At 61.4% G+C, this 26,905-nt stretch carries 24 protein-coding genes and 2 pseudogenes; 6 read left to right on the plus strand and 20 right to left on the minus strand.

The features are described 5' to 3' along the window. Positions 1-2: 2 nt before the first annotated feature. The gene (locus tag P9220_RS19155) at positions 3-1,907 is read right to left on the minus strand and encodes an alkyl sulfatase dimerization domain-containing protein (protein WP_309766879.1); all 1,905 of its coding nucleotides are present in this window, start codon (positions 1,905-1,907) and stop codon (positions 3-5) included. A 316-nt stretch (positions 1,908-2,223) separates the two neighbouring features. Between P9220_RS19155 and istA the strand changes: the two genes are divergently transcribed. The 3 genes from istA to P9220_RS19170 all read left to right on the plus strand — a co-directional run bounded on the left by istA (position 2,224) and on the right by P9220_RS19170 (position 5,097). Further along, positions 2,224-3,801: an IS21 family transposase gene (istA, locus tag P9220_RS19160; protein WP_309764531.1), complete on the plus strand. Its 1,578-nt coding sequence runs from the start codon at positions 2,224-2,226 to the stop codon at positions 3,799-3,801. A 2-nt stretch (positions 3,802-3,803) separates the two neighbouring features. Next, complete coding sequence (gene istB, locus P9220_RS19165; RefSeq protein WP_309765432.1) at positions 3,804-4,571, plus strand: IS21-like element helper ATPase IstB; 768 nt, start codon at positions 3,804-3,806, stop codon at positions 4,569-4,571. 208 nt (positions 4,572-4,779) lie between these two features. Next, positions 4,780-5,097, plus strand: coding sequence for a hypothetical protein (locus P9220_RS19170; RefSeq protein ID WP_309766880.1), 318 nt, complete (start codon positions 4,780-4,782; stop codon positions 5,095-5,097). A gap of 27 nt (positions 5,098-5,124) precedes the next feature. On the opposite strand, the gene P9220_RS19175 is transcribed toward P9220_RS19170, so the two are convergent. From P9220_RS19175 to tnpB, 3 genes and pseudogenes are all read right to left on the minus strand, one after another. Next, positions 5,125-6,311, minus strand: a protein-coding gene (locus P9220_RS19175) for an IS3 family transposase (protein WP_309766881.1) whose coding sequence is annotated in 2 segments (ribosomal slippage) — positions 5,125-6,017 and positions 6,017-6,311 — 1,188 coding nt in all. Because the reading frame shifts where the segments join, the coding sequence is not laid out codon by codon here. Positions 6,312-6,345: 34 nt separating this feature from the next. Then, positions 6,346-6,648 (minus strand): annotated as a pseudogene (locus tag P9220_RS19180) (transposase); the annotation flags it as partial. Positions 6,649-6,713: 65 nt separating this feature from the next. Further along, positions 6,714-7,082 (minus strand): IS66 family insertion sequence element accessory protein TnpB, encoded by a 369-nt coding sequence (gene tnpB / locus P9220_RS19185; RefSeq protein WP_309766883.1) that lies wholly within the window; start codon positions 7,080-7,082, stop codon positions 6,714-6,716. A gap of 224 nt (positions 7,083-7,306) precedes the next feature. Here tnpB and P9220_RS19190 point away from each other — a divergent pair. Continuing rightward, a protein-coding gene (locus P9220_RS19190; protein ID WP_309766881.1) for an IS3 family transposase occupies positions 7,307-8,493 on the plus strand; the annotation gives its coding sequence in 2 pieces (ribosomal slippage) (positions 7,307-7,601 and positions 7,601-8,493; 1,188 coding nt in all). 27 nt (positions 8,494-8,520) lie between these two features. On the opposite strand, the gene P9220_RS19195 is transcribed toward P9220_RS19190, so the two are convergent. The 4 genes and pseudogenes from P9220_RS19195 to P9220_RS19210 form a co-directional block, all read right to left on the minus strand. Next, on the minus strand, positions 8,521-8,718 hold the full coding sequence (locus P9220_RS19195) for a transposase (protein WP_309766884.1): 198 nt from the start codon (positions 8,716-8,718) through the stop codon (positions 8,521-8,523). 54 nt (positions 8,719-8,772) lie between these two features. Continuing rightward, positions 8,773-8,898, minus strand: a pseudogene (locus tag P9220_RS19200) (hypothetical protein); the annotation flags it as partial. Between the two features lie 455 nt (positions 8,899-9,353). Next, positions 9,354-10,007, minus strand: a complete 654-nt coding sequence (locus tag P9220_RS19205; RefSeq protein ID WP_309766885.1) for a response regulator transcription factor — start codon at positions 10,005-10,007, stop codon at positions 9,354-9,356. Positions 10,008-10,276: 269 nt separating this feature from the next. Beyond that, positions 10,277-11,443 carry a porin gene (locus P9220_RS19210; RefSeq protein WP_309766887.1) on the minus strand — a complete coding sequence of 389 codons (1,167 nt, stop codon included), beginning with the start codon at positions 11,441-11,443 and terminating at the stop codon, positions 10,277-10,279. 618 nt (positions 11,444-12,061) lie between these two features. Between P9220_RS19210 and P9220_RS19215 the strand changes: the two genes are divergently transcribed. Further along, positions 12,062-12,256: an antitoxin gene (locus P9220_RS19215; RefSeq protein WP_309766889.1), complete on the plus strand. Its 195-nt coding sequence runs from the start codon at positions 12,062-12,064 to the stop codon at positions 12,254-12,256. After that, positions 12,246-12,515 (plus strand): type II toxin-antitoxin system RelE/ParE family toxin, encoded by a 270-nt coding sequence (locus tag P9220_RS19220; protein ID WP_309766891.1) that lies wholly within the window; start codon positions 12,246-12,248, stop codon positions 12,513-12,515. The genes P9220_RS19215 and P9220_RS19220 overlap by 11 nt, the downstream gene beginning before the upstream one ends. Positions 12,516-12,762: 247 nt before the next feature. Here the strand turns inward: P9220_RS19220 and P9220_RS19225 are convergent, their stop codons facing one another. The 12 genes from P9220_RS19225 to P9220_RS19280 all read right to left on the minus strand — a co-directional run bounded on the left by P9220_RS19225 (position 12,763) and on the right by P9220_RS19280 (position 26,851). After that, positions 12,763-13,134 carry a ProQ/FinO family protein gene (locus tag P9220_RS19225; RefSeq protein ID WP_309766892.1) on the minus strand — a complete coding sequence of 124 codons (372 nt, stop codon included), beginning with the start codon at positions 13,132-13,134 and terminating at the stop codon, positions 12,763-12,765. A 270-nt stretch (positions 13,135-13,404) separates the two neighbouring features. Next, positions 13,405-13,884, minus strand: coding sequence for an RES family NAD+ phosphorylase (locus P9220_RS19230; protein ID WP_309766894.1), 480 nt, complete (start codon positions 13,882-13,884; stop codon positions 13,405-13,407). After that, on the minus strand, positions 13,881-14,321 hold the full coding sequence (locus P9220_RS19235) for an antitoxin Xre/MbcA/ParS toxin-binding domain-containing protein (RefSeq protein WP_309766895.1): 441 nt from the start codon (positions 14,319-14,321) through the stop codon (positions 13,881-13,883). The genes P9220_RS19230 and P9220_RS19235 overlap by 4 nt, the downstream gene beginning before the upstream one ends. Before the next feature lie 1,039 nt (positions 14,322-15,360). Beyond that, entirely contained in the window at positions 15,361-15,894 is a 534-nt protein-coding gene (locus P9220_RS19240) for a hypothetical protein (RefSeq protein WP_309766896.1), read from the minus strand. 1,524 nt (positions 15,895-17,418) lie between these two features. Further along, positions 17,419-19,170 carry an ABC transporter ATP-binding protein gene (gene nikE, locus P9220_RS19245; protein WP_309766898.1) on the minus strand — a complete coding sequence of 584 codons (1,752 nt, stop codon included), beginning with the start codon at positions 19,168-19,170 and terminating at the stop codon, positions 17,419-17,421. Continuing rightward, entirely contained in the window at positions 19,167-20,012 is an 846-nt protein-coding gene (locus tag P9220_RS19250; RefSeq protein ID WP_309766899.1) for an ABC transporter permease, read from the minus strand. The genes nikE and P9220_RS19250 overlap by 4 nt, the downstream gene beginning before the upstream one ends. Beyond that, positions 20,009-20,947 (minus strand): ABC transporter permease, encoded by a 939-nt coding sequence (locus tag P9220_RS19255; RefSeq protein WP_309766901.1) that lies wholly within the window; start codon positions 20,945-20,947, stop codon positions 20,009-20,011. Before P9220_RS19255 ends, P9220_RS19250 begins: the two co-directional genes overlap by 4 nt. A gap of 1 nt (position 20,948) precedes the next feature. Then, positions 20,949-22,571: an ABC transporter substrate-binding protein gene (locus P9220_RS19260; RefSeq protein ID WP_309766903.1), complete on the minus strand. Its 1,623-nt coding sequence runs from the start codon at positions 22,569-22,571 to the stop codon at positions 20,949-20,951. 206 nt (positions 22,572-22,777) lie between these two features. Next, the gene (locus P9220_RS19265) at positions 22,778-24,430 is read right to left on the minus strand and encodes an ABC transporter substrate-binding protein (protein ID WP_309766905.1); all 1,653 of its coding nucleotides are present in this window, start codon (positions 24,428-24,430) and stop codon (positions 22,778-22,780) included. A gap of 45 nt (positions 24,431-24,475) precedes the next feature. Beyond that, entirely contained in the window at positions 24,476-25,270 is a 795-nt protein-coding gene (locus P9220_RS19270; protein WP_309766908.1) for an amino acid ABC transporter permease, read from the minus strand. Further along, complete coding sequence (locus P9220_RS19275; protein ID WP_309766909.1) at positions 25,257-25,997, minus strand: ABC transporter permease subunit; 741 nt, start codon at positions 25,995-25,997, stop codon at positions 25,257-25,259. Before P9220_RS19275 ends, P9220_RS19270 begins: the two co-directional genes overlap by 14 nt. Further along, positions 25,994-26,851, minus strand: coding sequence for a transporter substrate-binding domain-containing protein (locus P9220_RS19280; RefSeq protein ID WP_404989560.1), 858 nt, complete (start codon positions 26,849-26,851; stop codon positions 25,994-25,996). The genes P9220_RS19275 and P9220_RS19280 overlap by 4 nt, the downstream gene beginning before the upstream one ends. Positions 26,852-26,905: the final 54 nt, after the last annotated feature.

The raw sequence follows: 26,905 nt of genomic DNA on the forward strand, positions 1-26,905 counted from the left end.
TATCAAGGCTCAGCGATTGTGAACCAGAAATCGAACTTGTCGAAGTTTCCGAGCATGTCCTTGAATTTTGCCGAGTCGCCATCGATCTTGACCTGACCGCTCTCGGCGAGATTGCCGAGCTTGATCTTCCCGAGAGCAATGTCGTCAAGCGTCGCGCGATTCAACGTGACGGTGCCATCCGCCTTGTCCAGTTGCTTGTTCTTCCGATAGTTCATCACCCCGTTCTTCACCGTCAACACGTACTGCTCTTTCGTATCCGGGAAACTCAGGTTGTAGACATAGGACTTGTCTCCCGCTCTCGGTCCGTTGAGGTGAATGGCCAGGAAGTCGAGGAACATGTCGGTTGTCATGCCGCGAATGATGTCGGGCGAACTTGTATTAGGTGTCGCCGCCTTCTGCACACCGCCGCGCAACTCTTGCGCGCCCGACAAATAGAAGTTGCGCGCCGGCCCCGACTCGGCCTGATAGCCCAGTTGCTCCAGCGCGTCCGCTTCGACACTGCGCGCCTCACGATTCTGCGGATCAGCGAAGACAACCTTGTTCGCGACTGTGGCAGCCCAGCGATAATCCCCTTGTCTGTACGCAGCCTTCGCGGTGTCGATCATCTTGGCCGCGCCAACCATCGCGACGTACTTCTTAGCTTCTTCCGCCGGCGGATACGGGTTGAAGTTCGCCGGGTTGCCGTCCCAGAAGCCGAGATAAAGTTGGTATGTCGCACGAACATTGTGCTTCAGGTCTCCGTAGTAGCCACGGTTATAGAACTCCTTCGCGAGGCTGTCTGGGAGCCTGAACTGCTCGGCGATCTCGTTCATCGTCAAGCCCTGGTTGGCCATGCGCAACACCTGATCGTTGATGTACTTATATAGGTCGCGCTGTTTTTCCAAATGTTCGACGACGCGCTGATTGCCCCACTGCGGCCAATGATGACTGCCGAATGACACTACGGCGTCGCTGCCCCACATGTCGATGGTTTCGTCGAGCGTGCTCGTCCATTTCTGCGCGCTGCGCACTTTCGCACCGCGCAGCGTGAGGAGGTTGTGCAGCGTGTGATTGGCGTCCTCTGCCAGGTCGATTGCCTTGAACTGCGGGAAGTAGAAGAGCATCTCGGCGGGCGCTTCGGTGCCGGGGGCCATCTGGAAAACGATGTCGATACCGTCGATGGTCATCTTTTCGCCGGTCTTTTCGACGAGCTTGTTCGGCGGGAACAGCGTGATGGTGCCCGCCGCCGTCGTGAGACCGAGACCGCCGCCGACTGTCCCTTCCGGATTCTTCGGGAGCAGATTGCCGTACATGTACGACGCGCGCCGACTCATTACATTGCCCGCGAAGACGTTCTCGCTGACGGCTTCCGCCATGAAACTTTCGGGCGCGACGACTGGGATTTTGCCCGAGCGAACGTCCGCTTCGTCCACAACCGCTCGAATGCCTGCGAAGTGATCGACGTGCGAGTGCGTGAAGATCACACCGGTCACGGGTAAGCGCTCGACTTTGTCGTTGACCAAATCGAGGGCAGCCTTTGCGGTCTCGGTGGACGTCAACGGATCGATAACGACCCAGCCCGTCTTCCCGCGAATGAAGGTCATGTTTGCGAGGTCGATGTTACGCACTTGATAGATTCCATCGACCACCTTGAAGAGTCCGCGCGTGGACAGCAGCTCCGATTGCCGCCATAGGCTCGGATTTACTGTGGCCGGAGCAGGACCGTTCTGATGCAGGAAATCATACTGGGAGAGATCGATGACGGTGTTGCCGGCGGTGCCTTTGATCACCGCACTCGGCAGATCGGCAATGAAGCCCCGACGCACGTCCTCGAAATCCTGCGTGTTTGAGAACGGCAGATAGTCTGCGACCGCCTGGTTGGCCTTGCGTGTAGCGTCGGTCGCCGGATTGGGCGCGGCGCTCGTCACGCTGACGGCAGCGTCGAGGGCCATGATGGCAATCGCGGCTAGCCATCTGAGTTTCCTAGACATGTTCTACCCCTGTTGGAATGAACGACGTTAAGAATCATTCACCCCAACGCCGGTGCGCGCCATAGGGATATGGGGCAACTGCCGTTGCCCCTTGGGGCAATGGCTTTCCGAGAACCCCGATGGGCGGGCAAATTCCCCCACCTGTGGGCACCTCAAAATCCCCCACCTAGAGACACGCGGAGCATGATGCTGACGCGGTCTGGCAGGACGTTACCTTGCACCTCTCGAAGAATGAACAAGAGGGGTGGCTGGAGTGAACGTCTTGAAGCCGCATCTGCAAACAACCATCGCCACACTCGTCGCTGCGGGCAAATGTCAGCGGGAAATCTCCCGGGTTACCGGGGTTGATCGGAAGACGATTCGCAAGTACCAGGAGCAATTCGCAGCGGCGCAAGCAAATTCCCCCACGGTGCCCACCGGCTGCGCGCTGCAAATTCCTCCACCATGCCCACCGACAAAGGGCAGCCAGATATCAGCTTGCGAGCCTCACCGGGAGTTCATAGAGGCTCAATTGCGGCTTCGGCGCAATGCCATGGCCATCTACCAGGATCTGGTGGACCGATTTGGTTTTGTCGCTGGATACGACAGCGTCAAGCGGTTCGTGCGGACAATGCGTCAGCACGAGCCGGCCCAGTTCGACCGGCTGGACTTCATGCCTGGCGAAGAGGCGCAGGTTGACTATGGCGAAGGCGCCCTGACCAGGGTGCCGGGCACCAACCGATACCGCAAGCCCCGGCTGTTCGTGATGACGCTGCGTTACTCGCGGCGCAGCTTCCGCCGCGTCGTGTGGAAGTCCAGCAAACAGGTCTGGGCTGAACTGCACGAGCAGGCCTGGCGCCACTTTGGTGGCGTCACGCAGTACGTCGTTCTCGACAATCTGAAGGAAGGCGTAGTCAAACCGGACCTGTACGAGCCGGAGCTCAATCCGGTGTATGCCGCCATGCTCGCTCACTACGGCGTGGTGGCGGACCCAGCCCGCGTACGGGATCCGAATCGCAAGGGCACCGTCGAGAACGCAATCCAGCACACTCAGGGCACGGCCCTGAAGGGGCGACGATTCGAATCGATCGAGGAGCAAAACGCCTTCCTTGATCAATGGGAATCGAACTGGGCGGCCAGAAGGATCCACGGCAGCACCCGTCGCCAGGTTCAGGCGATGTTCGAGGAAGAGCGCCCCCATCTAGGTGCTTTGCCCACGCGCAGTTTCGAATACTTCACCGACAAGGTCTACACGGTCTGCGACGACACGTGCGTACGGGTGGATCACAGCAGCTACGCCGCCCGACCGGCTCTCATCGGCAGCCAGGTGCTCGTACGCAAGTTTGCCCGTCGCCTGGAAGTCCGCAACCTCCAGACACAGGCATTGCTGCGCACGCACGTTCTGGCCGACAAGCCGGGATCAGTGGTGTTGCCGCACGATGAGCGACCGTTCAATCCCTCCCGGGAAACGCGCCGCATCTTGTTGCAGGCCAAGGCGATCGGGCCGTCGGCCGAGCGTTTGTGTCAGCAGCTGTTCGATACGGAAGGGAGAATCGGTCAGCGCAAGCTCTGGGGCATCGTCGGTCTCGCCCGGCGCTACCCCCGCCGCCTGATCGATTCGGCGTGCGAGATCGCTGTGAGAGAAGGTGTGACCAGCTACAAGCAGGTCAAAGCGCTAACCGAGCGTCTTCTGGAGCAGGCGCTGGCTGAACTGGACACGCCCATCCAGGGCGAACTGCCCTTGACTCAAGAACATCACCTCATCCGGGACGGCGACGACTATGCCGACCTGTTCACCCTCGGCGCCAGTCATAGCGCCGCCATGTCATCACCCAACGGAGATCTCTCTTGAGCATGAGCCTCGCTGAAATTGACCGCGCGCTGCGCGAACTGCGTCTGTCTGGCATCAGCGCGACGCTGGAAACGAGGGTGCTGCAAGCCCAGGCCAGCCAGCAGCCGTTCCTCGAAACCTTCTCCATGATTCTGCAGGACGAGCTCGATCGGCGGCAATCCAGGCTTCTCGAACGACGTTATCAGCAGTCCGGTCTGGACGAGCGAAAAACCTTGAGTGACTTCGACTGGTCCTTCAACCCCAAAGTACCTCGTCAGGCTTGCTTCGAGTTACATACCCTGAAGTTCGTCGCCGACAGCGACAACGCATTGCTGATAGGAAAAACGGGCACCGGCAAAAGCCACGTCGCCAAGGCCATCGCCTACAACGCCACCCTGCAGGGAAGGAAGGTGCGCTACGTCGAGTCCGACACCGTGTTCGCCGGCTATGCTGTGGAAACGCGGGCCGATCAGGACCGTCTGCTCAAGGCACTCGTTGAGCCCGAACTTCTCGTGCTTGACGATCTGTTCCTCGCCAAACGCATCCCTGATGCCGCGGCCGAACTGCTGCAGACCCTTGTTCACCAACGATACAAGCATCGCCGCAGCATTCTCGTCACATCCAACCGCATCGTCCAGGACTGGGGGCGCTACCTTCGCGACAGCACCATGGCCTCGACGATTCTTGACCGTCTCCTGCATCGCTCAAAACTCCTCGAGTTTGAAGGAAAGAGTTATCGCCTCCGGGAAGCAGCGACCAGGCTTGCCGTCACTGAGGAATCCGACGCATAATCCACTGGTCCTGCCTGGGGGAATTTAGCCGCCCACAGGTGGAGGAGTTTGAACTGCCCATCCGGGCCGAGAATTAGATTGCCCCTGCGGGCAAACGCTTTGCCCGTTCTCCCAATAGCGCGATTGGCCCTCTAATGCCATCTTTCCACGACAAACCGTTCATCGAGAGTCAAAGATGCGGGCATCAGAGGAAAGGCCGGATGGCGCCGTGAGCGCCCGCTTCGAGCAATCTTCGTTGGAATTCTCGATCGTCCGCGACGATGCAGCATTTCGCTTACAGCGACGAATCGGTCTGATACCCTATGAAGGTTTAGGCGTCGCTCGGCGCGCGCTTTTCCTGGCGGCGATTTGCTGGCTTCCCACCGCTGTATGGGCCGTTGCGACTGGCCGCGCATCACTGACTCATGGCGAGGGCTCGCTCGCTTCACACTTCGGCATCCATGTCCGCTGCTTGGTTGCGATTCCGCTGCTCGTCGTCGCCGAGCATACGGCTCAACGATCGTTTCGGCCGTTCCTACAATACTGACCCTGCCTCCTTTCCACGTACAGCAAATTATGCAGCGATCATCCTAGCCTCGTAATCGACGGGAGTGGAGAAATCGATAGAGGTGTGCAGGCGTTGTCGATTGTAGTAGCCCTCAATCCAGTCGACGATATCCAGACGAGCCTGAGCGCGGGTTTCGTAGCGAACCTGATAGATTCGCTCGACTTTCAGGGTTTTGAAGAAGCTTTCCATTGGCGCGTTGTCCCATGCATTAGCGCGACGGCTCATCGAAACGTTCATCTTGAAGTCGGCGGCCAGTTTTCGGTACGCCCGACTTGCATATTGACTTCCGCGATCGGAATGTAACAACAACCCTGGCGGGGGCTTACGGTGCCAGCACGCGCCGCGCAGTGCCTGGCAGACCAGTTCCGCGTTGATGCGCTCTGACATTGACCAGCCTACGATGCGTCGGCTTGCCAGATCCAGAATGGCAGCTAGGTATAACCAACCTTCGCCGGTCCTGATGAAGGTGATGTCGCTGACCCAAGCCTGATCGGGCTGCCAGCCGTCAAAACGACGATCAAGCAGGTTGGGAGCCACCGGTAAGCGGTGTGTCGAATCCGTCGTCACCCGATACGGGCGTTTATAGACCGGCCGCAGCTCTAAGCGTTGCAGGCTACGGCGTACACGCTCAGCGCTGGCCGGCTGGCCCTGGATCCTTAATTGCCTTACGATCCGAGGACGGCCGTAGCTGCCGCGACTGGCGCGATGAATCGCTGCCACCTCCCGATCAAGCGCGGCGTTGGCCTGCGCTCGCTGACTTGGCCCGCGCTTACGCCACTGGCAATATCCGCTGCGCGACACCGTCAGGATGTGACACAGCCGAGTAACACTGTACTGGTCGCGGTGCTCGTCGATCCATGCGTACTTCACCGCGACCCCTTCACGAAGTACGCCGTCGCTTTTCGAAGGATCTCGATATCAAGTCGCGCACTGGCGAGCTCTTTGCGAAGGCGGCTGTTCTCCGCCTCCAGTTCGTTGACCGGGCGCGTCGGTCGCGTGCTCTTCACTTCGTGACTGTCGACCTCGCCGATACGTTGAGCAGCGCGACTGCGTCGACTCCAATTGCCCAAGGTTGCCACGGGCACTCCAAGCCTACGCGCGGCTTCGTGCTGCCCGACTGATTCGGCAAGCCTAATGGCCTCGACCTTGAACTCGTCCGTGTACTGCCGCTTTGGCACTAGCTTCTCTGACATTAAAACCTCCGTACAAACAGAAATTAGCAAATTCCTGCTGTACGTGAAATCGAGGCATGGTCAAGTCGCCATCAATCGCCTCGTCAAGCAGGCTCATTTGCTCGTTGCTGAGCTGCTCGCTGCGACTGCCAAACTGCTGGCGCCTGAGCACGGAGATCTCGTGAGTCAGTTGGTCGATGCGGGTTTGCCGGTAATGCAGCTCCCGTTCCAACGCATCGACTTCTCTGCGTTTCTCCGTCACCTCTTGGTCCTTCGCGCGGACCTCAGCGAGCAGTTGCGTTGCAAGGGGACGCAACTGCTCTGGACTGAGGTCGTCGAGATCGGCCGGCGGGTTCATGCAGACCAGTCTGCCAGAACCCCGCACGCGCGAGAAGGAGAACTGTATACGTCACCGCCGACGCGTCAGATGATGCGGATCACGCCATCCTGGCCGATGCGTTGCCACGGCAGCCCCAGCACCAAGCCCGCCAATTGTTCGTGCGTGAGCACCTGCCGCTTGGGTTCGCTGCTAGCGTGGGGCCAGACGAACTGCCCCTGATTCAGCCGCCGCGCTGCCAACCAGATGCCGATGCCGTCGTGGACCAGGACCTTGAGTCGGTTGGCGCGGCGGTTGGTGAACAGATAAGCGTGGTGCGGATGCGCGGCGCCGAAGACCTTCACCACGCGCCCCAACGCCGTGTCGAAGCCGGCCCGCATGTCCAGCGGATCAACTGCTAGCCAGATCGCGTCGACACGAATCACCGCAGCCACTCGCGCAGCCATGTCGCGCATTGCGCGGCTTCGGAGACCGGCCAACTCACCGTTATCGACTGATTGCCCCGGCGAACTTCGACCCGGATCTCCGCCGAGCCTACCTCCTTTGCCCCCACGGCAACCGGAACGAACGCTGGTAGTGGTGTCGATTGAGCTTCTACCGGGCGTTCAGACAACCGTGACCATGCCTCGATTTCACGTACAGCAGGAATTTGCTAATTTCTGTTTGTACGGAGGTTTTAATGTCAGAGAAGCTAGTGCCAAAGCGGCAGTACACGGACGAGTTCAAGGTCGAGGCCATTAGGCTTGCCGAATCAGTCGGGCAGCACGAAGCCGCGCGTAGGCTTGGAGTGCCCGTGGCAACCTTGGGCAATTGGAGTCGACGCAGTCGCGCTGCTCAACGTATCGGCGAGGTCGACAGTCACGAAGTGAAGAGCACGCGACCGACGCGCCCGGTCAACGAACTGGAGGCGGAGAACAGCCGCCTTCGCAAAGAGCTCGCCAGTGCGCGACTTGATATCGAGATCCTTCGAAAAGCGACGGCGTACTTCGTGAAGGGGTCGCGGTGAAGTACGCATGGATCGACGAGCACCGCGACCAGTACAGTGTTACTCGGCTGTGTCACATCCTGACGGTGTCGCGCAGCGGATATTGCCAGTGGCGTAAGCGCGGGCCAAGTCAGCGAGCGCAGGCCAACGCCGCGCTTGATCGGGAGGTGGCAGCGATTCATCGCGCCAGTCGCGGCAGCTACGGCCGTCCTCGGATCGTAAGGCAATTAAGGATCCAGGGCCAGCCGGCCAGCGCTGAGCGTGTACGCCGTAGCCTGCAACGCTTAGAGCTGCGGCCGGTCTATAAACGCCCGTATCGGGTGACGACGGATTCGACACACCGCTTACCGGTGGCTCCCAACCTGCTTGATCGTCGTTTTGACGGCTGGCAGCCCGATCAGGCTTGGGTCAGCGACATCACCTTCATCAGGACCGGCGAAGGTTGGTTATACCTAGCTGCCATTCTGGATCTGGCAAGCCGACGCATCGTAGGCTGGTCAATGTCAGAGCGCATCAACGCGGAACTGGTCTGCCAGGCACTGCGCGGCGCGTGCTGGCACCGTAAGCCCCCGCCAGGGTTGTTGTTACATTCCGATCGCGGAAGTCAATATGCAAGTCGGGCGTACCGAAAACTGGCCGCCGACTTCAAGATGAACGTTTCGATGAGCCGTCGCGCTAATGCATGGGACAACGCGCCAATGGAAAGCTTCTTCAAAACCCTGAAAGTCGAGCGAATCTATCAGGTTCGCTACGAAACCCGCGCTCAGGCTCGTCTGGATATCGTCGACTGGATTGAGGGCTACTACAATCGACAACGCCTGCACACCTCTATCGATTTCTCCACTCCCGTCGATTACGAGGCTAGGATGATCGCTGCATAATTTGCTGTACGTGGAAAGGAGGCAGGGTCACCGCTTCGGAAGTCTGCCTTCTGCCTGATCAAGCCAGCGGCGCAGTAGGTTCGCGTTGAGCCGATGCTCCAGCGCGACCGCCGACACCGACACGCCGGTACCCTGGCAAGCGGCAACAACGCGTGCCTTAAAGTCTTCGGTGTAGCGCCGACGACGGCGACGGGTCGGCAACGCCTCTTCTTCGATAGTGTTCACGTGTCCGCTTATTCGCTTTAGTGGACACGATACTCCCAAGCGCTTCAACCACAATCAAGGTGAGTTGGCCAGCCGCTTACCATAGAAGTCGAGCGGATCAACGTCTCGTCGAAAGTGCCCGGTTGACACGCCACGCTCGAGAATCGTGCTGATGAGTTGGACCACCGGCGAAGCGCAAAGACTTAGACGAGGAAAAGCAAGTCTCGTTCGCGCTCGTACATGCTTGCGACGCTATCGGCAAGCATTTCGGCATTGACGCGGGAGTCCTTGAACGCGCATTGCGGCCAGAGAATCTGGTGGAGTTGGCCGCTGCTCGGGACGCAGAGATCGCATCTCTCGTCCATGATCTTCCCGAACTTATGAAGGACGCCGAGGCCGTGCGGGAAAAGCACGCGTCCGTGCAATCGGCGCTCGCCAACGAACTTGCAAAGGCCATCGCTGCTGGCAAGATCAGCTCCCACTGAGCGTCACTGCGAGAAGACCGCATCCGCGCGCCCTTGAACATGCCGGTCCTATGTGACACGACGGATTTACTCATCGAATAGCGCATCACAACGTTATCCCGAATGAAGGCGGCTACACAGCCTATCGGCTAAAAGGCTGTCTGTTCTCCGGCCGCCGCTAGCGTCCGTAGCTTAAGCCAATCGATAGCCGACACCTCGAACTGTCAAGATTTCATCCTTTCCGATTTTTCGGCGCAGTGTGTTGACGTAGACCTGTATCGCGTTGGTACGGTCCTCGTTTGCATCGCCGTAGATTCTTTGCTCGATCTCAGCCCTGCTCAAAACGCGCGCTGGCTCCTCCATAAGAGCATGCATCACCGCAAACTCTCGGGGCGTAAGGTACAGCTGTTTACCGGCGAATTTAAATTCTTGTGCGGTCGGGTCCAGCATGAGGTTGCGGTGGCGGAGGACTTTTTGCTTGTGACCTTTACGTCGCCGCAGCAGCATGTGGATCCGCACGGACAGTTCCTCGAGATTCAAAGGCCGGGTCATATGGTCATCGGCGCCGGCGTACAGAGCGTGGATACGCTCGTGAGCTTGTTGGTGGTCGGTGAGCACGAGCGTAGAGGCTGCGCCGCCCGCTTTCCGATATGTGATGAGCAACTCGATGCTTTCGGAATTCGGGAGGTCCAGTGCTAAGAGTACGACATCATACGACTCGTTCCTGAGTGCTTGCTCGGCCGAACCCCTATCACGTCTCCAATCTACCGTGTACCCCGCCCGTCGCATCGATTCAACTACCGCCTCGGCTTCTATGCCGTTTCGTTCAATCAAGATCAAGCGCATAGGAGAGAGGCCAACGAAAACAGCAGGCGCGAACGTCGCCTGTGACTTCGAACGATGTTTGTTAGAGGAGTCGTTATTCTTGCACGCGCCGACGCGTTGGCAAATGCCTGCAGTAGACGCGCCAGCGAACGATGTTCTAACGACTATGGCTTCTGTGACGCCACTTCCGGGACGCGGAAACCGTCGAAGAACTGGGCACGTCCGCGACCTAAATGAAAAAAGCCCGAACGCCGATGGCGTTCGGGCTTTCGAAGGTGGTTCCGTGGTTCTTAGAACTTGTGACGCACGCCGATGATGGCGATTTCTTGGTGGTTGCGACCAGCCGCATAGCCAAAGTCGGCGACCGAAGCTTGAGCCGCAGCGGAGGTGCCGTCGGTCTGGCGCTGTTGGCCGCTTGCGTGCTGATACGCGCCTTGAGCGTAGACGTCCGTACGCTTGGAAATTGCGTAGTCCGCGCCGATGCTCACTTGGTGGTAAGTCGCATTGGTGTCGCCCTGGCCGTGCGTGTACGTGTAGCCGAGGCCGAGCAGCGCAGCCGGCGTGAGTTGGAAGTTCACGAAGCCATTGGCAACATGGAACTTCTCTTGTGACCCAAACGACGAGAACGCGTCCGGCTTGTACTGAGCGAAGCTGTACGATGCGCCGACCGTGAACGGACCGAACACATATTGACCTGCGCCTCGTGCGATGCCGATCGAGTGAGCCGATGCGTAGCCGTTGTTGATGACAGTGTACGTGAGCGAGTCGGACGACGGGCTATTCCACGTCGTCGCGTTGCGGCCTGCCGACGGGTTATCCGTGTACAAGTAGCTCGCCGCCAGGCCGAGCGGGCCATTGTTATAGGCGACCGCACCGCCCCACGTCTTGCCTTGGCCCGTTGCACCAGCCAAGTTGCTAAAGCCGTAGATACCTTCGAACTGGAAGCCACCGAACACGGGCGACACGTACTTCACAGCGTTGCTCACGCGCAGGCTGTTGTCGTAGTTATCGAGGTCGCCCGGCGTTGCAAACGCCGCACCCCAATAGTTGTCAGCGGTGAGGCCCTGGACCAGATCGACCGACGGGTCATATTGGCGACCGAGAGTAACGGTACCGAACTGGTTGCTGGTCACGCCGACGAATGCTTGACGGCCAAACTCGCGACCACCTTGGTTCAGACGGCCGGTGCCCGGGTCAAAGCCGTTTTCCAACTGGAAGATCGCCTTCAGGCCACCGCCGAGGTCCTCTTGACCCTTCATGCCCCAGCGGTTGCCGGACAGGTTGCCGTTCTGCATGCCAAACAGGTGACCACCGGTGCCGTCGCCGTTGTCAACACGGCTCACGTACGTCAGGCCAGCGTCCAGAACGCCGTAGAGCGTCACACTGGATTGGGCGTTAGCCGCACCGGCTGCGCCAAGAAGTGCCAGGGATACCACCGCTACTCGGGTTTTCTTCATCTCGATCGCTCCACGCGTGAATTCTTTGAAATATTGCTATACACGACGGACTGAAGGATACATTGTGAAAAGGGGTTTTCATTATCTGTTGCAATTAAGCTACAAGCGTGGCAAGTCTAGGCAGTAGTGGGAGGGTTTCCAAGGTGCGATTTGGGCGCGCGGAGCGCCGCGCTATGGCGGCAAGCAGGATCGCTTGGACTGCAAACTGAGCCGGTGTCCTTTCCCGATGATCCGCCACCGTAAGGCCGCGGGGGAAAGGCAAAATCGGAAAGGTGCCGCTTGCGTGCGTGCGTCGGACTGTCCATTTTCCCGGTAATTGCCGCCTTTGCGCTGGAACTGGCGCCATTAAGCAGGTCTTGCATGGCCCGCCCTGAGCCTTGTAGCGAACGATCGTCCGATAATGAATTTACGGCAGGTCTGGCTAGGGGCGCGGAATGTTAGAGGAACTAATAGGGCCAACATCGCCGGCTGAACAGCGCTGCCGGCTAAACAGAGCGCGGTGCGGTGGTCGCCGTGCTGTCGAGCTTTGGCGCTAGGCTGACCGCAAGGTGCCCGAGTTTGCGCCGTGAGCGGTACGGGCCCACGCTATCACGGAAGGCATGCCTAACGAGGTGACGCATGGGAAATATTTGGACCGAACCTGCCATTAGCGGGCACGACACCAAGGAGGAATCGGAAGCCTACGACGTGTGGTTTCGCGAAGAGGTGCGCATGTCACTCGAAGAAGAAGGTGCGGACATTCCTCACGATGAAGCGGTCGCGTGGATGCGCGCACGTATTGTCGAGCGGCGCAAGGTGACGAATGATCGTTGACTGGCGCCCGCGTGCGGTACGCCGACTCGATAAGATACACGCCCACACTAGCGAAGGACGTTTCCTTGCGGCAGACGCAGTGTTCGACACGATTGTCGCGGCCGCCGCCACATTACCTAGCCACCCGTACGCCTACCGCGAAGGCCGCGTGCCCAACGCGCGAGATGGTCAGCTGCCAAATTACATCATTGTTTATCGCGTGAAGCGCGATCGCATACTGATCGTGAATGTGCTCCACGCGCGCCAATGCTATCCCTGATCCAGCTGCCGGTTTGTGCTTCGCGCGCAGGTCTGGTGACGCGCATTCATCACTTGCAAGACTGACCTTCTAGCGAGTATGGGTCCGACGACTGGGCAATAGAGGCCGAAGCCTGCGACGAATCGATGCGACGTCTATTGCCAGTCTCCAGCTGCGACCGGCGATATTCGTTTAGCAATTCTAACGACAATGCGCTATTGGCTTATGTCAAGTGTAAGTGACGGGAGAATGTTTACCGCTCGACGGATCAAGCGCGACGCTTGTTTGCAATCTGCTCCCGCCTGCGTGCGAGTCGAGTCTTCTCCTGACTCGTCCCGAACTCTGCTTCGGCGGCGGTGATGATGCCAGCGACTGCACCGGCAAGATCCACGCGCCCAGCGCCTTCGACGAGACACGTCCAATAGCGTTGGCCACGACACCAGAGCTTCACGCCGTTCCGAGCGTCTCGTTCACTGAGTCCAAGCGACGCCGCTCTCGCAAGCACGTCCTTAAGAATCCCGACCTTGAGCGGGACCTTTGGTGCCGGACTGCGCGGAAACGTCCGTGGGAAATGTCGTTGCAGCGTAGTGACCGCCCGCGCGGCTGCATCGGCAGACGTGCGCCGAGGCTCCGGCTGCATTTCCCGTGCGACGTCGACAGGCTGAACCAGGGCGCGAAGAGCAAAAAGGTGGCTCCACGCTCGACGTCACAACTGCGCCTTAAGCGCAACGAGCTGTTCGAATCCCATGAAGCTTGCCTGGAATCAGTTTGAGATTTTACCAGTTGCCTTCAAACATTCCCGTTCACCGCCCGTTGCGGACCTCCCTGGCGGCGGCCGAACGCGGCCGAAGCCCCAGCTCAAGCCCGTTTGCGAAAATCAAGATGCGGATTGCGCGCCGGCGACACGTTATCATGCGTCGTTTCGAGCGGCGCGACGCAACAACCGCGGGTCGGTTTCCCATTCATCGCGGGCTCCAAGCACGATCTGCGCGAAGTCTGGGTGACCGGGGTTGAGCAGATAGTTTGTTTCGGCAGGGACGACCGCGCTCGGCACCGCAAGCACCGCGCTCGTTCGCTTCTGCGCCCACGCAGCCCCAATTTGTTGCGGTTCGGTCCGTGCAGTGAGCTCTCTCCAGTCGGGCGGCAAATTCGCAGCATCGACGCGCTCGATCAGAGTCTCAGGAATTCGCGCCGGGATCAGTACATACCGGGCCCGCAGCGGTGAGTCCTGCACGAGCATCTCGAGGAGCGCAAGCGATTGTGTCTGTGCTGTATAGACGAGCGCGATGCCTTTCGGATTCCACCGCCCGCCATAGAGGCGCGCACCTTCGCCGGAGAAGGCGCTATCAGCATACCGCTCTGTCACGACCCGCCAAGCCGACAAGGTCATGCAAAAACACCATGCTCGATGCGCCCAAGCGTATCCATCACGCTATCGGCACCAATGTCCGTATCGAGGAGACTGAGCGGAGTAACGTCGCCTAGTGCCGCTGCCGGCGCCTTGAGCCACCCGATCGCCAGATCGAGGTCTTCGAATACTTCCGCCGCGCGCGCCACGACACGCGCGAGTCGTAGTAACTTGGCCGACTCCTCGCGGCTGAAAACGCCTTCGCGCTTGCGCCGCGCCAAGGTCCGTTCGGGAATATCCAGCGCCTGCGCCAGCTCTGACTGCGAAATCGCAATGGATTTGAGCATTGAGTCGAGCGCCTGTGAGGAGATGCCGTGACGGACGATATCCACCCACTCGAGGCCCGACCGAGGTGCGCGGCGCAAGACCGAGCGTCCGCCCAACAACGAATCCGCCGACACTTTGTCGATGACGGTCATAACGCCTCCTGCCATTTGGCATTTATATTACACCAAATTGGCAGCGTCCGGCGGTGACGCGCTTTGCCCGGGCAGAACGAGTTGGCCGAAGTCGCGTGCGATTCGTAGGTTTGGCGCTTGCGTGGCAGACCTCGCTGAACCACAACCAGAGGCGACAGCCAAAGCACAGGAGGCCAATGGCAGCGGTGACCGGCGGAAATCCGCTGGCTGTGCAGGGCATCGTTACGGTCTCGGGCTGATTGAGTCAAAGGGGTTGCGCGGCGCTCGCCGCGCGCCTCGACACAGTCCGCAAGCTCCCTGATTAGAATATCCCCACGCACCCGGACGGCCTACGCACCACGCAGTTGAGTCATCAACCGATCGTGACCGGCTGCGTCAACTTCGAGCGCGGAAGTTCGTCTGCGGTAGCCGAACTCCGAAAAGATGCGTTTTCTGCTCATCAACCCTCGCCAGCATATCCCGCCCATATGAGCCGCAGCCGCAAACGCCGCGCGTTTCGCGGGCCGTCGTCTCACCGACTATCTGTTGCGAGGGGAAAATTTAAGACATCCCCTTCTTTTCTAACTTGCTCAACCATCTTTCGGAAGATCACTAGCAACCCAATTCGACGGCATCCCAAGTGTACATTCGGTGCGAATGATCAAGACACTTATGCCGATTAGGTCGGACGTTGTTAAGGCCAATGGTCGGTTGGTCATCTGCCGCCTTCAGCGCGAGCGATAAGTCCTTGACGAGCGACCTGAAGCCGAGCGCCGTGCCGTCGCCCCGATCAGCCGCGTGAGCGCGCGCCGTGCTGGTCTCGAGCGCGGTTGCGCGGCCCGACACACCGGCGCAATTTTCCAGGTGATGCGGTCGAGATACGCCCCACCCGGCGACCAGTAATTCTCGTTGCGATCGGGCACGATGCGGTCGCCGCGCAGCCACTCAGTGAACTTTTCGCAGTTTCGTCGATGCGGAGGCCGCCGACTCCGCAAAGCGAAGTTCGGTGCTCGTACGGTACGAACTCCGCGAAAGCCGCCTTGAGGCGCCGCATATCTCGTTAGTCGCGCGGGCGGTCGCGGCTAGCTCGGGCACGAACGGCCATGGGCGTAGATAGCGGCAGTATTCTGAACTGGCCCTCTTCCATTTCCGCCCATTCTTGTGTGAACGGGAGGTAGAGCCTAATGATCCACGGACTGTCCTCGCCCGCTTGGCGACGCGCTCCGTACGGGTGCAACAATTCACCGTCGGTCCGTATTCGATCGAACCGAAGTAGGCGCCGTCTTGGATAGCGTTCGCCGCTCACCTTCTCGCGCATCAGCCTCGGAAGGATTTCGCTGGGATAGCCAGGGTGTCCGTCGGCGAGATCATTGACAGTCGCGCGGATTTGAGCATCGTGGTTGGGATATGCATCCTCTAAGTCCGTTTCGTCAAGTACGACTTCCTCTACCATATATGGCGGTCCTTGGTACCAGAAGGGGTCATCCTCAACCAGCCGAATAGCAGTCACCGTGCGCATGCCAATGTCGGTGCAGCGCCACATGAACGGGCCGCAAGCGAAATCAAGGCCGATGCGAAAGTCCGAGATGTTCATTTTTCAGTCAATAACGGTTGTTCATTGAAACTCCCCCGAGCTCCGAACGAGCGATACTCGCAGCCGTCGGAGCGGCATCACTTCGAAAAGACACGATCAACGTAATCTTGGCTCAAAGATCTACCGGAACAATATTGCGGCTGAGGGTTTGACTTGCACAGAAGCCCACCGTTGCCGCACCGCTGACAGCGCTATCAAGATTGCGCGTCGAAGGCCTGTGAGAAACTGCGCGAGTGCCACACGGCTCGACGTCGGGACGTAGACCGTGCGGCTGCAACCGGTGACCGGGGAGGGCTGCCGATCCACCTGGTCAATGCCGGTCACGGGCGGCACCGCGAGCGTCGCAGCGGCTGCGCGCGACGCGCATACCGCCGGCTGCGCAGCCGCCATGCACGGCGGCAATCGGACGGATAGCCACGGTGGAACGTCCGTCCGAGATTCGATTTCAGGAATCAATGGATCAATGGTACGAATGAAGATCGAACGTTGGAGATTAGTGGCATTTTCAACGAGCGACCAACGGCTTGTCCGTCTACCCTAACGTGGATGCTGTAAAACAGCCTTCCTAAATTGCGCTCGAAGGAACAAATCCGGCACTGGTGTAAGCACCTCAGCGTGAATTGCAACTCCACGCAGGATGCGACCCCGTGACGTGACGCCGCGCGATGGAACGCACGGCGCGCATCATCACTCTGGGACCTCGCGGCCGGGCTGACTGCGCCCCCCTAAAGTTTTCGGCATTCAAGGATAGCAGTACCTGGTCGCGGTTAAGGCAACATCGATCGAAAAGATGTTCATCATTTGTCGCAGTGCCTAGGCGGTGGCGTTAGGTTGGTCCCCTCACCGCCCGCGTAGCGCGACGAATGCGTCTGACTGCGGCAGCAGGCGTGTCTGACACTAAAGACGAGTCGTGATGCCACCACGCGATGACCGCTGCGGCATCACGCTCGGTCCTCGCACGAGCAACCCGCTCAATCTCCGCCGTCACCGCTTCGCACCCACTCGCTGATTCGCCGTCGTGCGACCTTAGGTCGATCGCTTCGCGATAGATGGTCTTGGCTTGCTCAATCGATATTTGCATCGTCTGTCACCCCTCATGGACGCGTTAGTATGCGCAAGAGGCACGGATCATGTCGGACATCGATCACCATTCGAATCGTGACATTGACGACATCCGCATGTGCGGGGTTGAGAATACAGTTGCAGGCGAAAGGCATCACCGCACTAGGGACTATCGGCAACGCCGTTGATCCGCCCCCTAACGATTCGTTGCCGGCAGATTGCGCCCATGACGCGCCTTCTCTCTAATCCTCCGGCAAAACACTCTCGCCTAGTTCGGCAAGCAGCACTTGATCGCTGACCGCCACGCGCAGCAGACGATACGTGTCCGGCAGTCTCGCCGAACTCGGCGACATGGACGGGCTACCAGTACTTGAAGCCGCGCTTCAAGTGGCGGTCCCAAAGCACAAGACTGCGCGCATAGCAAATGCGCAGGCTGACACGCGCCACGAATGACGCCCCGCGTCAAAGCATCAGTTCTCGCGCAAGGGGCGCCGCTTCATCCCGTCTCTCTCCGTGCTTTTGCCACAAAGTCGGTGCGGATGCCTTCAGCAATCGCGTATAGGCGTGCCGCGGATGCGCAAGCACCCCCTCCACGTCGCCTTCCTCTACGACGCGCCCAGACTTGAAGACGAGCACTCGATCGCACAGATGCGCAACGACATCGAGGTCATGCGAGATGAAGAGCAGCGCGGTCGCAAGCCGGGCTTGCAAGGACACCAGCAGATCGAGCACCTGCGCCTGCACATACACATCGAGCGCGGAAACGGGCTCGTCGCAGACGATCAGCGCCGGCTCCGGCGCAAGCGCCCGCGCGATCGCCACGCGCTGCCGCTGCCCGCCGGAAAGCGACACCGGCCGCCGGTCCAGATACGCCGCGCTCAGCCCGACCTGCTCCAGTAATTCGACGCTGCGATCGAGCACCCCCGCCTTGGAAAGACCTCGCGAATGCAACCCTTCGGCAAGCAATTCGCGCACGGCATGCCGCGGATCGAATGAACTCAACGGATCCTGCGGGATATATTGAATGCGCGAGCGCAGCGCCCGACGCGCCGTCTCGCCGACACCGGCGCCGTTCCATTCACGCCCAAGAAAACGCACAGCCCCGTGATCCGGTTCGAGCAGCCCCAGCACGATATTCCCGCAGGTACTCTTGCCCGATCCAGATTCGCCGATGATGCCGAGCACTTCGCCCTGGCGCACTTGAAACGACACATCGTCGAGCGCGGTGAAGCGTTCGTCGCGCCCCCCGCCGCGCCGTCCAAAGGTCTTGCCGATGCCCCCGACATCGAGCACGACGCGATCCGACGGAGCAGCCCGAGGCGGCAGCGGATCGCGCACGATCGCCGGCATGGCTCCGCGCGTCGTGACCGCCATGCGCGCCGAACTCAGCCGATGCCCCCGCGACTCCAGCGATGGCTGCGCGGCCATCAACTGCCGCGTGTAGTCGTGCGACGGATGCTGCAGCACGTCGGGCGTCGCGCCGCTGTCGACGACCTTGCCGCCGTGCATCACGAGCACGCGATCCGCGATGCCCGCGACCACCGCGAGATCATGGCTGATGAGCAACACGCCGACGCCCTGGGCGAGACGCTCGCCAAGTACCGCGACCACTTGCGCCTGCACGGTCACATCGAGCGCGGTGGTCGGTTCGTCCGCGATGACGAGCGCCGGGCCGGCCGCGATCGCCGACGCGATCAGCGCGCGCTGCCGCAGGCCGCCCGAGAGTTCGTGCGCGTATTGCCGGGCACGCATCGCCGGTTCGGGAATGCCGACGTCCGTCATCACGTCGTGCACCCGCGCGCGACGACCGGCGCGCGAGCGCAGCACGCGATGATGCGCGAGCACTTCTTCGATCTCCGCGCCGATCGTGCGCAGCGGATCGAGCGAGACGAGCGCGTCCTGCATCACCAGTCCGGCGAACGGACCACGCAAGCCACGCCAGTCGCGCTCGGTGAACGCGAGCGCATCGCGTCCGGCGATCTCGAAGCGTTCCGCGCCGATCCGCGCCCCGCGCCCCGCGAGACCGATCAGACTGCGCGCCGTGAGACTCTTGCCCGAGCCGGACTCGCCAACGAGCGCGACGCATTCGCCGGGACGGATCATCAGATCGACGCCTTGCACGAGCGGCGCGCCGCCGTTCTCATTCGCGAAACCGATGGACAGCCCGCAAATTTCGACCAGCGGCCGATCCATCCCCAATGCCTGCGTCTTCATGCGCGCACCTCGAACTTGCGTTGCAGGAAGCGTCCGATGACCGCGAACGACAAGACGGTCAACGTGATCGCCATGCCCGGAAACACGCTCGGCCACCAGGCGACGCGCAACACGTCGCGTCCTTCGGCGAGCATCACGCCCCACTCGGGCGTCGGCGGTTGCGGACCCAGCCCGAGAAAGCTCAGTCCCGACACGGCGATGATCGCGCTGCCGATATCGATCGTCGCGATGACCGGCACTGCGACGAGCACGTTCGGCAGCACATGGCGACAGAAGATCTGCGTACGTGACAGACCGAAGCTCACCGCGTGCGTGACATAATCCGCGCGGCGCACGACGAGCGCCTGCGAACGCAGCACACGCCCGAACTTCGGAATGCCCGCGATACCCACGGCAATGGCGATATTGACGATGCCTTGTCCGAAGAAGGTCACGACGAAGAGCGACAACAAAATTGGCGGAAACGCGGAGAGCACGTCGAACACGCGCGACCCGGCTTCATCGGCGAGACGGTTCGACAAGCCCGCAAAGAGGCCGACGACGAGCCCGATCGCGAGGCTCACAATCATGCTCGCGAGCCCGATCAGCAACGAATAGCGCCCGCCGTGGATCACGCGCGAAAGCACGTCGCGCCCGATGCGATCGGTGCCGAACCAGTGCTGCGCGTCCGGCGGCTGCAGCGTCGCGGCGACGTCGCTCACGAGCGGATCGAACGGCGTCACGATGCGTGGAAAAGCCATCGCGATGCCTAGCGCGACGAGAAACGCGACGGCGATCATCACGCCCGCGGGCAACGGCGCGCGCCCGCGCGAAGCGAATGCGGTACGTATAACGGTGCTCATTGTCTGCGCAACCTCGGATCGATGAAGAGATAGGCGATGTCGAGCAACGTCGAAATGACGACATGCACGAACGCCGCGAGCAGCACGACGGCCAGCACCACCGGCACGTCTTGCGATGTCACCGCGTTGAGCGTCACGCTGCCGATGCCCGGCCTGCCGAACATCTTTTCAGTGATGACCGCGCCGCCGAGCAGGCTGCCAATCAGCCAGCCGCCGAGCGTCACGACCGGCAGCAACGCATGGCGCAGCACATGACGCGCGCGCAGGACGAGTTCGGACACGCCGCGCGCGCGTATCGTCGTGACGAACGGTTTCGCCAGTGCCGCTTCGATCGATTCACGCATCACTTGCGAAAGAATCCCGGCGGTCGGCAACGCCAGCGTCACGGCGGGCAGGACGAGCGCGCGCCAGCCGTTCGCCCCCGATACGGGAAAGAGCCGCAACTGGAAGGAGAACGCGATCAGCAGCAACATGCCGAGCCAGAACACCGGCGTCGACGTGAACGTGAGTTCGATCAGCGACGCGCATCGCGCGCCGAGCGCGCCCCACGCCCCGCGCGTGCCCTCCCCGCCCGCCGTCACCGTCGCGACCAGAATGGCGAGCACGAGCGCGAGCGCGCCGGCAGACAATGCGAGCTGCATCGTCGGCCAAAGCTGGCTGCGCAGCACGTCGAGCACCGGCTGCTGCATCACGAACGACGTGCCCAGGTCGCCATGCGCGAGCCGCAGCAGGAATTGCCCGTATTGCCACGGCAGACTGTGATCGAGGCCCCATTGCGCGGCGATGGCCTCGCGCAAGCCGGGATACGCGAGATCGCCCGCGAGCACGTCTTCGATGCGTCCCGGCAGCGCGTGTATCGCGACGAAAGCCACCGACGCCGCGAGCCACAGCACGAGCAATCCCGTCATCAGGCGCGTCGCGATCTGTCTGCGCATCTCACGCTCCCTGTTTGTCGATCCAGATGTCGTAAGCGCTCGCCGGGCCGTCGAGTTGCGGCTCGAACCCGATGCCATGCACGTTCGACTTCGACGCGAGGTGATACACCGGCGCGAACAGCGGCACGATGAACGCCTGATCGACGGCGCGCGCCTGAATCTCGCCGAGCAGCTTGCGCCGTTCATCGCCGATCGGCATCAGGCGCGCGCGGTCGATGTCGCCGGTGATCTTCTTGTCGGAGGCAGGAATGGCGCTATACAGGAAGCCCTTGTCGCCGAGCATGTCCCACAGTTCCATCGCGACATCGGACGGGTTGTCCGTGTTCGGATAGATGAACCACACGCCGGTCGCCTTCTGATTGGCGAAGTCGCCCGCGGTCGTGATGCGCAGGTTCAGATCGAGCCCGATGTTCTGCCGCAAGGCAGACTGCACGGCACGAATCAACACGTCGCGGCTATCACGGACATAAGGCTGGGGATACCCGACTTCGATCGTTAGTCGCTTTCCGTCCTTGGTGCGAAAGCCGCCCTTGTCGCGCGCGGTCCATCCGGCTTCGTCGAGCAGACGGTTCGCGTCGGCGATCTTGTTGCCCCACGAACCCGCGAGCTGTTTCGCGTAGTCCGGATTGTCCGGACCGATGTTCGACCACGCGCGCCGCACCGTGCCGAGATACACGCTCTTCACGATGGCGTCGAGATCGAAGCCGTCGCGCAGCGCGCGCCGCACGCGAACGTCGTTGGCGGGCGGCACCGTGTAGTTGATGTTCAGCGTGAACGATGTCGTCGCGGACGGACCGTGTACGTACTGGAAGCCATCGACCTTGTCGAACACGGCGATGTCGGTCGGCTGGACGCCTTCGATCAGATCGACCTGCCCCGAACTCAGCGCGCCGGTTCGCACGGCCGCCTCCGGCAAGAACCGATACGTGACGCGATCGAGATAGGCCGGTCCGCGATGCGCGGCGTTGTCGGGCGCCCATCCATAATTAGGATTGCGCTCGAAGGTCGCCTGCTGTCCGCGCTGATACGACTCGAACACGAACGGCCCGGTCCCGACGATGCCCGGTCCTCCGCCGCACAGGTCCTTGTTCTCGGCGAGCGCCTTCGGCGAGATGAAGCCGAGCTTCACGCTCGAGAGCGATTCGAGCGTCGTGGAATCGGCCTGCTTCATCACGAGCTTCGCGACGTAAGGCGACACCACTTCGACGCGATCGAACGCGACGAGCAGCGACGCCGACGCCGATGTCGTGCTGACGTTCTTCAGGATGTAGTCGAAGTTGGCCTTCACCGCGTCCGCATTGAACGGCGTGCCGTCGGTGAACTTCACGTCGTCGCGCAGCGTGAACGTGTAGCTCTTGCCGTCGTCGGCGATGCTCCACGACTTCGCGAGCCACGGCGCGTAGGTGCCGTCGGTGCGCTTCGAGACGAGCGAATCGATGTAATTGCGGATGACCCAGAACGAGTTTTGTTGCGACGAGCGATGCGGATCGAAGCAAGCGGGCTCGGTCGTCACGCCCCAGGTGAGATCGCCGCCCGTCGCCGGTTGTTTCGCGGCCGCGTGCGTGGATGTTGCGGACTCCGATTTGCTGCAGGCGGTGATCGCCGCGCTCGAGGCGATCGCCATGACTAAGGCCAAAGCGCGTGCGAGCGCCGGTCGTTTTACGTTCATCGAATGGAATTCCCGAGCAGACAGAAGACGCGATGCGCGCGGCTTTCAGCCGTGTCCGGCGCAGCGTGCGGACAGGCGGGCGGCATCGCGAGAGAGCGACAAGCTTACGGTCGCCATGACATGCGAGGCAACGAAGCAAACTTCATAAACTTATTTGACGCCTAAGCTTGCAGCCACGCATCCGCGAGCGTCGAATAGAAGAGCATCGGACCTTTGCGCAGCCCTGCAATCTTGCTGGAATAAAAGCCGAAGAACTTGAGCTCGAGCAGATTGATCGATGGCACTTCCGTTTGCACGAATTGCTGCAACTGGTCGATGAGCACCTTCCGTTTCGCTACATCGCCCTCCTCCTGAATGCCTTCGATAATCTTGTCCATCTGCGGATTCGAATAACTCGACGCATTGCTAGACGGCACGCCCTGCTTGATGTTCTTGCTCCAGAAACGCCGCGTCACGCCGATCTGCGGATCCGGATACGCCGAATACCACATCGACGCGGTATCGAAGTCGCGCTCCGTATAGAGCTTGCGAATGACGCTCGGCAGATCGAGATTGACGAGCGTCATTTCCACGCCGACGTTTCTGAGCTGCTGGCGCATCATCTCGGCGGCCCGCAAGTACACCTGTCCGTAAGCGACTTCGGTGACGTGATCGATGCGCAGCCGCACGCCGTCCGGCCCGCGCTTCAGGCCCGCTTCGTCGAGCAGGCGTTCGGCCTCCTTCGGGTCGAACGCGTATTGCGGCAGTCCCGGCTTGAAGAACTGCTTCTGGTAGCTCGGCACGCAGCTTTGCGCGACATCCGCGAGTCTGAACCACACGATGCGCGCCATCGCGGCCCGGTCGATTGCATGCGCGAACGCCTTGCGCACGCGGATGTCGTCGAAAGTCTTGCGCTTGTAGTTGAAGTCGAAGAAGAACATCGGCGCGGGAGCCTGCCAGCCCACCGTGTCGAGCGCGAGCCGCGGGTCCTTGCGAAGGCGCGCGACATCGCTCTCCGGCACAGGATTGTTCGCCGCAAAAGCGATCTCGCCGGTCTCGAGCGCCACGGCGCGGGCCGCGCTGTCGGGGATCATCTTGAAGACGATCTGGTCGAGGTAAGGCTTGTCGTCCTTTCCCGAGCGTCCCTTGTCCCAGTAATCGGGGTTGCGCTGAAGCGTCACATGACTGCCGCGCACCCATTCCTTGAAGACGAATGCGCCCGTGCCGACCGGCTTGACGTTGTACGGATTCGTCAACGGATCGGTGCCGTCGTACAAGTGCTTCGGCACGATCTGCGTCTCGGTGCCGAAGAGCACCGCCCACAACACAGGCGACGGGCCGCTGAGACGGAAGACGACCGTATGCGGATCGGGTGTATCGACGCCGGTTACCTTGGCGAGGTTCGAAGCGCCGCGCGGATGCGTCTTCTTGACGACGTTCAGAATGGAATACTGCACGTCCGCCGAAGTGAACGGCGTGCCGTCGTGCCACCTGACGTTCTTGCGCAGGTTGAAGGTGATCGACTTGCCGTCGGGCGATGTCTGCCACGATTCCGCGAGCTGCGGCTGCGGGCGATACTCGCTGTCGTAGGTCACGAGGCCATCGAAGATGCTGGCCGAGATCACGACCGCCGGGCTCGATATGTTGATCCCTGCAACGAGACCGCCCGGTTCCGGCGCGACGTTGGCGACGAGCGTGCCGCCGCGGATCACGGAGCCGGGCAGCGCCGCCAGCGCCTGCGCCGCTCGGGCAGAAGACAACGCGCCGGCACCCGAACTGGCCAGCAGCAATTGCAGGATCTGACGTCGGGTGATGCGGGGCGAATCGAAAGTCATGTGCGAAGTGTTAGATGAGATAGGGCCGGCGATGCCGGAAGAACATCAGCGCGCCGGCCCGGACCAGCGCCGCTCCAGCGCACGCGTCAGCAGGCCGACCGGATAGCAATAGAGGAAGAACAACGCCAGCGCGGCGATGTACATGAGCACGGTGAAGCTCGAGTGCGCGACCGTCGTGCTCGCGATCCGCGCGGTATCGAGTACGTCGTGAATGCCGACGAGCGAAGACAGCGCCGTGCCCATCGTGATGATCGAATACACGTTCATCCACGGCGGCAGCATCCGGCGCACGCATTGCGGCAACACGATCCACCACAGAATCTGCCTGCGCGACATCGCGAGCGATCCGGCGGCATCCCACTGCGTTCGCGGAATCGACTGCACCGCGCCCCGGAACACTTCGGCCACGTTGGCGCTCGCGGGCAAGGCGAGCGCGACGATCACCTTCAGCCAGTCCGGAAACGGCACGCCGTGTCCGCCGATGCGGAATTCGAACGGCAACGCATAGGTGGTGAAGAAGATCAGCACGAGCCACGGCGCGTTGCGGAACGCCTGCACCCACAGCCGCGCCAGCCGCCCGGCCACGCCCTGCCTCGACTCCGATGCGCCGATCAGCAAGCCGATGATCGTGCCGAGCGCAAGGGCTCCGGCGCTCATCGATGCATTCACGGCGAACCCGCGCAGCAGCGCGGGCAGCCACTGCGCGAACAGCGCGAGCAGATGCGCGGGTTCGATGTCGCGCGGCGCGAGAAGCCACAGCACGGCGAGCGCGACGGCGATGGTCGCCGCCGCATAGCTGCCGGTCCGGGAAGTGTACGCCGCCGGGCTAATGCTGGCCATAACCGGGCACCGCGAGCCGCCGTTCGATCCATCGGCTGGTCACGGTCACGAGCGCGGTCAACGCGTAGAAGAACGCGAGGATCAGGAGCATCAGCGCGAGCACGTTGTCGCGCTGCGTCCAGATCATGATCGACTGATAGGTGATGTCGCCGACCGCGATCGCCGACGCAATCGCCGATGCCTTCACGAGCTCCACGGCGTTATTGGTGAGCGCCGGCAGCGCCGTCCTGAAGGCCAGCGGCAACTCGATGCTCCAGAACCGCGCGGAACGCGAGAAGCCGAGCGATTGCGCGCCGTCGAGCGTTTCGCGCGGCACCGCTTCGAAGCCCGCGCGCAGGGCTTCCGCATGGAACGCGCCCTTGTTGACCGACAGCACGAGCACGACCCAGAAGAACGGCGCGAGCGGATTGCGCGCGCCATGCGCCTGAAGCTGCTGGGTAATGAGCGTGTTGAGCACGAGGAACGCGCAGTAAAGCTGAACGATGGCGGGCGTGTTGCGCGTGAGCTCGATCACGCCGCGCGTCGCGCCTGCGACGAGCGCGTACCGCGAGCGCAGTCCGCCGAGCAGGACGACGCCGGCCAGCGCGCTCCCTGCCAACGTGCAGGCGACGATGCCCGCGCTCATCGCCATCCCTTCGATGTACGAAGTGCGATCGTAGTGGTCGAACAGGAAACGGTAATCGAAGCCCGCGCGCGCGACCCGTTCGATCAGCTCATGCACGCTCATTTCGACGATACCGTGCTCGACGCATATTTCGCGTGCCACTCGGCGAGCGCGGGCGACGGCGGCGTCAGGCCGTTCTTGGCCTCCACGCCGATGAGCCAGCCCGTACGATGCCAGTCCCGCACGATGGGATCGAGCTTCGCGACCGTATCCTTCTCGCCCTGCCGCGCCCAGATGACCGATGGCGACGGGATCAGCTCCGGCTGCAGCGTGCGATAGCCGCGCCATTCCGGATCGCGCGCGACGAGCGGATACAGCAGCGGCGCCGCGTCATGAACGGCCGCCACGCAATTGCCGCCCTTCAACGCGAGCAGCGACTCCGCCGCGCTCGGAAACGCGCGCGGAACCGCGCCGAAACGCTCGATGACCGGCTTGATATAGCTGCTGCCCTGCGAGATGCAGACCTGCTTGCCGCGCAAATCTTCCCATCGCGCGATGCCGCTCGTCGATGACGTGATGGCCGTGCCGCCGACCTGGTAGTAAGGCGTCGGCACGTGATCGAGGATCTCGTTGCGCTGCTCGGTGTACTCCATGTTCGCCACGAGAATATCCACCTTGCCCTGCTGCAGGAACTGCACGCGCGTCGATGGCTGCACCGACACCAGTTGCACATCGACGTTCAGGCGCTTCGCCAGTTCCTCCGCGATATCCACGTTGACGCCGCGCAGCTTCTGCGTGGCCGGATCGATGGAGCCGAAGGGCCCGCCCGTGATCATCACGCCGACGACGAGTTCGTGGCGCGCATTGATCTTGTCGAGCGTTGCATCTGCGTGAGCCGCGCCGATGCCCGCGGCAACCAGCGCGCTCGCCGTCATCGCACGCCGCACCGCTGTATAGGCCTTGACCGTGAATCGCATCGGCGCCTCGATATTCATGTGTTTGGAGGAACGCTAGCGTAGGCGAGCCCCGTG

Source organism: Caballeronia sp. LZ016 (genome assembly GCF_031450805.1).
Classification (GTDB): Bacteria; Pseudomonadota; Gammaproteobacteria; order Burkholderiales; family Burkholderiaceae; genus Caballeronia.

Excerpts from the sequence above, each read along its gene's own strand:
- istB (WP_309765432.1), top strand. The coding sequence starts at position 3,804 with ATGAGCCTCGCTGAAATTGACCGCGCGCTGCGCGAACTGCGTCTGTCT.
- tnpB (WP_309766883.1), bottom strand. The coding sequence starts at position 7,082 with ATGCGCGACATGGCTGCGCGAGTGGCTGCGGTGATTCGTGTCGACGCG.
- P9220_RS19205 (WP_309766885.1), bottom strand. The coding sequence starts at position 10,007 with ATGCGCTTGATCTTGATTGAACGAAACGGCATAGAAGCCGAGGCGGTA.
- P9220_RS19210 (WP_309766887.1), bottom strand. The coding sequence starts at position 11,443 with ATGAAGAAAACCCGAGTAGCGGTGGTATCCCTGGCACTTCTTGGCGCA.
- P9220_RS19215 (WP_309766889.1), top strand. The coding sequence starts at position 12,062 with ATGGGAAATATTTGGACCGAACCTGCCATTAGCGGGCACGACACCAAG.
- P9220_RS19220 (WP_309766891.1), top strand. The coding sequence starts at position 12,246 with ATGATCGTTGACTGGCGCCCGCGTGCGGTACGCCGACTCGATAAGATA.
- P9220_RS19225 (WP_309766892.1), bottom strand. The coding sequence starts at position 13,134 with ATGCAGCCGGAGCCTCGGCGCACGTCTGCCGATGCAGCCGCGCGGGCG.
- P9220_RS19230 (WP_309766894.1), bottom strand. The coding sequence starts at position 13,884 with ATGACCTTGTCGGCTTGGCGGGTCGTGACAGAGCGGTATGCTGATAGC.
- P9220_RS19235 (WP_309766895.1), bottom strand. The coding sequence starts at position 14,321 with ATGACCGTCATCGACAAAGTGTCGGCGGATTCGTTGTTGGGCGGACGC.
- P9220_RS19240 (WP_309766896.1), bottom strand. The coding sequence starts at position 15,894 with ATGAACATCTCGGACTTTCGCATCGGCCTTGATTTCGCTTGCGGCCCG.
- nikE (WP_309766898.1), bottom strand. The coding sequence starts at position 19,170 with ATGAAGACGCAGGCATTGGGGATGGATCGGCCGCTGGTCGAAATTTGC.
- P9220_RS19250 (WP_309766899.1), bottom strand. The coding sequence starts at position 20,012 with ATGAGCACCGTTATACGTACCGCATTCGCTTCGCGCGGGCGCGCGCCG.
- P9220_RS19255 (WP_309766901.1), bottom strand. The coding sequence starts at position 20,947 with ATGCGCAGACAGATCGCGACGCGCCTGATGACGGGATTGCTCGTGCTG.
- P9220_RS19260 (WP_309766903.1), bottom strand. The coding sequence starts at position 22,571 with ATGGCGATCGCCTCGAGCGCGGCGATCACCGCCTGCAGCAAATCGGAG.
- P9220_RS19265 (WP_309766905.1), bottom strand. The coding sequence starts at position 24,430 with ATGACTTTCGATTCGCCCCGCATCACCCGACGTCAGATCCTGCAATTG.
- P9220_RS19270 (WP_309766908.1), bottom strand. The coding sequence starts at position 25,270 with ATGGCCAGCATTAGCCCGGCGGCGTACACTTCCCGGACCGGCAGCTAT.
- P9220_RS19275 (WP_309766909.1), bottom strand. The coding sequence starts at position 25,997 with ATGAGCGTGCATGAGCTGATCGAACGGGTCGCGCGCGCGGGCTTCGAT.
- P9220_RS19280 (WP_404989560.1), bottom strand. The coding sequence starts at position 26,851 with ATGCGATTCACGGTCAAGGCCTATACAGCGGTGCGGCGTGCGATGACG.